The sequence below is a fragment of the Streptomyces sp. NPDC001770 genome, assembly GCF_053596135.1.
In genome coordinates this window covers 50,105-55,041 of sequence record NZ_JBSFFN010000003.1, presented here as the reverse complement: position 1 = coordinate 55,041, position 4,937 = coordinate 50,105, and the positions used below count along the sequence as shown (strand labels likewise).

The 4,937-nt window shown below is 72.2% G+C and carries 4 protein-coding genes; all 4 read right to left on the bottom strand.

Translation table 11 applies throughout. The annotated features are described in order from the left end of the window. Nucleotides 1-55 precede the first annotated feature (55 nt). The 4 genes from ACWCSV_RS04075 to ACWCSV_RS04060 all read right to left on the bottom strand — a co-directional run bounded on the left by ACWCSV_RS04075 (nt 56) and on the right by ACWCSV_RS04060 (nt 4,824). Nucleotides 56-1,510, bottom strand: coding sequence for a hypothetical protein (locus ACWCSV_RS04075; protein WP_451138276.1), 1,455 nt, complete (start codon nt 1,508-1,510; stop codon nt 56-58). 294 nt (nt 1,511-1,804) lie between these two features. Then, on the bottom strand, nt 1,805-1,906 hold the full coding sequence (locus ACWCSV_RS04070; RefSeq protein WP_390964472.1) for a putative leader peptide: 102 nt from the start codon (nt 1,904-1,906) through the stop codon (nt 1,805-1,807). 165 nt (nt 1,907-2,071) lie between these two features. Continuing rightward, nucleotides 2,072-3,742, bottom strand: a complete 1,671-nt coding sequence (locus ACWCSV_RS04065; RefSeq protein ID WP_451138275.1) for a cellulase family glycosylhydrolase — start codon at nt 3,740-3,742, stop codon at nt 2,072-2,074. Between the two features lie 140 nt (nt 3,743-3,882). Further along, the gene (locus ACWCSV_RS04060) at nt 3,883-4,824 is read right to left on the bottom strand and encodes a LysR family transcriptional regulator (RefSeq protein WP_451138274.1); all 942 of its coding nucleotides are present in this window, start codon (nt 4,822-4,824) and stop codon (nt 3,883-3,885) included. Nucleotides 4,825-4,937 lie beyond the last annotated feature (113 nt).

The following is a 4,937-nucleotide window of genomic DNA, read 5'->3' as shown; positions in this document are numbered from 1 at the left end:
CACACGGCGGAGGGCCGGGGAGCGGGCGGGCGCCGCTTCCCGGCCCTCCGGCCGGTCAGCCGTTGGTGATGCGGACCACGCCGGTGACGGTCCCCTGGTAGACCACACCGCCCGGGGCGATCGAGCCCACCATCTGGAGGGAGTCGAAGAGCGAACCGGTGCCGACGGACTTGGTGCGGACCGTCCTGCCGGTCGCCGGGTCGATCTCCGCGTAGGCGAAGTTGTCCAGGATGGACGTGCTGTTGGTGCCGGGGATGAGCGGGCTGCGGACGATGGTGTGGAGCAGACCGTCGGCCGTGGAGAGCCGGGGCACGGCCGAGGAGCGGATGCCGGTGTCCCACTTCAGGTCGCAGCCGGAACCGTCCGCCCGCACGTCGACCCGGCTGAAGCCGCCGGTGAAGTCGGCGGAGGCGGGGACGCTGGTGCCGGCGTTCTCCGGCAGCGCCGGGTAGGGGTAGCCGTAGGTGCTGGCGACGAAGACCGAATTGCCCACCGCCACGGGGGAGTTCTCGCTGCCACTGCCGGACTTGAGCACCGGGACCGAGCAGACCTGGGCGCCGCTGTCGGTCCGGTACACGAGGAGGTTCTCGGTGGGCGAGGCGTTGTCCACGATGGTGACGTAGTCGGTGCCGGTGTTCGGGCCGAAGAACGTCGGGGTCGAACCGGTGCCCCAGCTCAGCTGGCCGGGCTTGCGGGCCGGCCCGCGATCGTAGGGCTGCCGCCAGGTGATGGTGGGCGTGCCGTCCGCGGCGGCGTTCAGCAGGTACGTGGCGTGGCTGGTGGCGACCGATGTGCCCTCCGGCGCCGTCGAGATCGAGTTGTCGACGCGCTCCCCGGCGGGCAGGGCCAGCGAGCGGACGGTGCCGGTGCGGTCGTCCGCAGTACCGACCACACCGCCGCCGGTGGCGAACCAGACCCGGCCCTTCCAGTCCGGCGAGACCCCGGTGACGGCGTCGCCCGCCGGGACGGCCCCGGCCAGCGAGAGTGAACTCGCCACGTAGAGCTCCCAGTTGCCCGAAGCGTTACGGCGGTGGCCGATGCGGAGCAGGGTGCGGTTGCCGTCGACCGCGACGAGCCGGTCCTGGTCGTCGAGGTAGGCGTACACCCCGCCCAGCAGTGAGCCCTTGGCGATGGTGAGCGTCGTCAGCGACTCGCCGGAAGCGGGGTCGAGCAGGTGCACGGTGGGCACCTGGCCGAAGATCGGCGTGCACAGGGCGACCGGGTAGCCGTCCGACCCGACCAGGATCGTGGGGCAGGCGGACTGGAGGGCGACCCGCTTCGAGGTCAGCGAACCGGCACCCGGACCCGGGAGCGGAGTGGCGTCGGACGAGCCGGTGTCGCCGTGCATGGTCGCGGTGCCCTGGGGGCCGCTGTACGGGTTGTGCGGCGGCAACGGGCCGGATGCCGTCGCGGCCTGGGCCGGGAACGCGGCCGCCAGGGTGAAGAGGCCGGCGGCACCCAGCACGGCGGCACGGGGGAACAGGGACGGACGGGGCACGGGGGAGTCCATTCGGGAGAGGACGGCAGGGGGCGGCCGGCTCCGGCGGAGGGCGGCTGAGGACAGCCGGCATCCGCGGGTGGCCGGCGGAGGGTGACCGGAGGGGTGACCGGGGGTCAGTTGTCCAGGGAAGCGGCGCCCGTCGGCCCGCGGAGCCGGATGCGACGGAGCGGTGCGGTGGTCGTCACTTCCAGGGGGCCGACGGGCCGGGAGCCGCTGCGCGGCGGGCCGACGGGGAGGAGAGCCCTGGGGCGGGGGTCGCGCCGCGGGACGGCGGAAGGTCCCGCCGCGGCCGGACCGGTGGGGTCAGCGACAGAGCGCGCTGGACTGCCTGCACTGGTCCACGTGGCGACGGGCCACGAGCAGGGCGGGCGTGTACCCGAGTTCCCCGAGGGTTGTCATGGTCATGGACCCTGACAGTCCGCACCGCCGGGGGCAATGGGCGGTCCACATCGTGGACGGGCGGGGGACTCCCGCACATGCCGATGCCCGGCAGGGGCGGGCACCCCTGCCGGGCATCGGGTCGGACCGGTCGGACCGAGCGGCCGGTCCGGCCCGGCCGCTCCGGACCGGTCAGACGACGGTGCAGGCCGTGCCGCTGAGGTCGAAGGCGGTCGGTGCGGCGTTCGTGGCACCGCGGGTGCCGAGGAAGCCGAGGGTGACCGAGGACCCGGCGGCGATGGCGGAGGTGTACGAGGCCGGGGCCACGCTCACCGCGCTTCCGCTCTGGGTGGCCGTTCCGCCCCACATGCTGCTGACGGTCTGGCCGTTGGCGAAGGAGAAGCCGAGCTTCCAGGCGTTGATGGCGGCCGTTCCGGTGTTGCGGAGGGTGATCTCGCCCTGGAATCCGCTCTGCCAGTCGCCGACCACGCGGTACGCGACGGAGCACGCGGCCCCGGAGGAGCCGCCGCCGGTGGCGGTGGTGAGGCTCACCGCGGCCGAGCGGGCCGAACGGTTTCCGGCCGCGTCGCGCGCGTACACCGCGAAGGAGTAAGCGGTTCCGGCGGTAAGGGAGTTGACCGTCACACTGGTCGTGGTGGAGGAGGCTACCGCCGTCTCCGTGGTGCCGCTGACGCGCACGATGTCGTAGCTCTTCACGCCGACGTTGTCCGTCGAGGCGGCCCAGCCGAGGGTGGCGGATGAGGACGTCACGGCCGAGGCGGTCGGGGTGCCGGGAGTGGTCGGGGCCTGGGTGTCGGCCGTCGCCCCGCCGAAGACGGTCGCCTCCTTCGACGTCTGCGCGATGCCGTTGACGCCGTGGAAGATGCGCTCGCCCCAGGAGCTGAGCCGGGTCGGGTCGAAGTCGATGACCAGGTCCAGGATCGGGTCCGTGTTGCCGCTCCAGGACCAGGCCAGGTAACCGAGCTTCAGCTGCTGGGCGGTGGCCATCATGGTGTCCTCGTCCGGGTCGCCGTACTGGTCCGCCGGTCCTCCGAACTCACCGATGAGGATGGGCAGTCCGGCGTCCACGAAGGCGTGCAGGTAGTCGGTGACGGCCTGTGCGGTGTTGTAGACGCTGTACATGTGGATCGAGAAGATCAGGTTGCCGGTGGTGTCGGCGTTGTACACCGACTGGGCGTTGGCGCGCATGACGCCCTGCCAGTCCTGGCCCCAGTTGGGGGCGTCCACCATGATCGTGTGCTGGAAGCCGGCGTTCCTCAGCTTCTGGACGGCGCTGATGGTCGGCGCGGTCCACCCGGCGGGGTTGGTGTTGCCCCAGGGCTCGTTGCCGATGTTGATGATGATGTAGCTCTCTTCACCGGCCAGCACGTCCTTCAGGCTGATCCAGTAGTCGGCCGCGTGGTCGAGGGTGCCCGCCGCGGAGTCCTCGCCGTAACCGGTGGTGTCGTGCACCTCCAGTACGCAGATGAGCCGGTTGGCCTTGCACTGGGCGACGATCCCGGCGACCTCGGTGGGGCTGTTCTTCGTCCACCGGTAACCGTCGGAGAGCACGACGCGGACCGTGTTGGCGCCGGTCGCCTTGATGTCCGCCAACGACTGGGTCTCGCCCGGGTACCAGGTGTGCGCGTGGTTGACCCCGCGCATCACGAAGTCGTTGCCGTTGCCTTCCAGGAGGCGCCCGTTGCTGATGTGGAGCCCGGTGGCGGCCTCCGCCGACCGGGTCTGCGCCAGGGCCGTCGCCGGGGCCAGGGCGCCGACGAGGATGATCCCGAGGAGGGCGGTCAGCGCTCTCCTGAGGAGGGTGGTGGGGTGGGTGCGTGCCGTGCTTCTCGCTGTTCTCACTGCGGCTCCAGAGGGTGGACGCGTCGAGCATCGGGCGATATGGGAGCGCTCCCACAAATGGGAGCGCTCCCATGAAGCCATCCTGTCGGGGTCACGTCAAGACATCGCGCAGAGCCGGATTGATCAGGGGCCGATACGGCTCACCGGGCCGCTGTGACCGGTGGTCCCGAGCCGGCGACGACGGTCTCCGGGGCCGGGTGCGGTGGCTCCGGCGTGCCCGCGCCGGGCCGCTCCAGCCCGACCAGCAGCGACCGGACGGCCTCCACCGCGTGCATGACCATCGCGGGGTCCGCGCCCGGCCGGGCGTGCGCGCTCATCCGGATCGCGGGGGCCTGCGGGAGGCCCGTGTACTCGGCCAGGCCCTCCGGGGCCCGGCCCGCTGTCGCCAGCAGGGCCACCCCGAGCCCGGCGCGTGCGGCGTCCAGCACCCCGGCCAGATAGCCGGCGTCGCAGACGACCGAGGCGGCGACGCCGTGCGTGGACAGTACGTCGAGCGCCCTGCGGCGGATCGCGCACGGTGCCGCGACCGCCACCAGGGGGAGGGGTGCCGGGGCCGGTGGCGGCGTCCAGCCCGGCGCGGCGTACCAGGTCAGGGGCATGCCGCCGACCTGCATGCCCTCGGTGGACGCCGCCTCGGTCACGTACACCGCCAGGTCCACCGACCTGCGGTCGACGGCCTCCACCAGCCGGGCGGAGCGATCGATGCGGAACCGGACCCGGCAGTGCGGGAGCGTCCCGTGCACCGCCTCGGTGATCCTGGGGAGGATCTGGTCGGCCCCGTGCTCGGTGGAACCGATGACGATGGTGGCGGGCTCGGAGCCGAGCAGCCTGCGGGCGGCCTCGTCGTGCACGCCGAGTATCCGGCGCGCCTCCTCGAGGAGGAGATTGCCGGCGTCGGTGAACCGGGTCGCCCGGCCCGCGCGTTCGACCACAGGCCTGCCCAACGCCCGCTCCAGGCGGCGGACATGCTGACTCACCGCCGACTGGCTGAGGGTCAGGGCCTCCGCCGCCCGGTGGAATCCGCCCCGGTCCGCGACGGCGACGAGACTGCGCAGAGCGACAATGTCGAACACTGGTCCCATGTGCGCACGTTAGCATCAACCAATAAGCGTTCACGATCACTTGTGATCGTTCCTCCTTGTTGAACGTACGCGGCGGGTTCCGCCATCCTGGCCGCATGTCGCACACCACGGCC

Bases quoted from the DNA above. Each gene is read 5' to 3' on its own strand.
- ACWCSV_RS04060 (WP_451138274.1), bottom strand. From the start codon at position 4,824: ATGGGACCAGTGTTCGACATTGTCGCTCTGCGCAGTCTCGTCGCCGTC.
- ACWCSV_RS04070 (WP_390964472.1), bottom strand. From the start codon at position 1,906: ATGACCATGACAACCCTCGGGGAACTCGGGTACACGCCCGCCCTGCTC.
- ACWCSV_RS04075 (WP_451138276.1), bottom strand. From the start codon at position 1,510: ATGGACTCCCCCGTGCCCCGTCCGTCCCTGTTCCCCCGTGCCGCCGTG.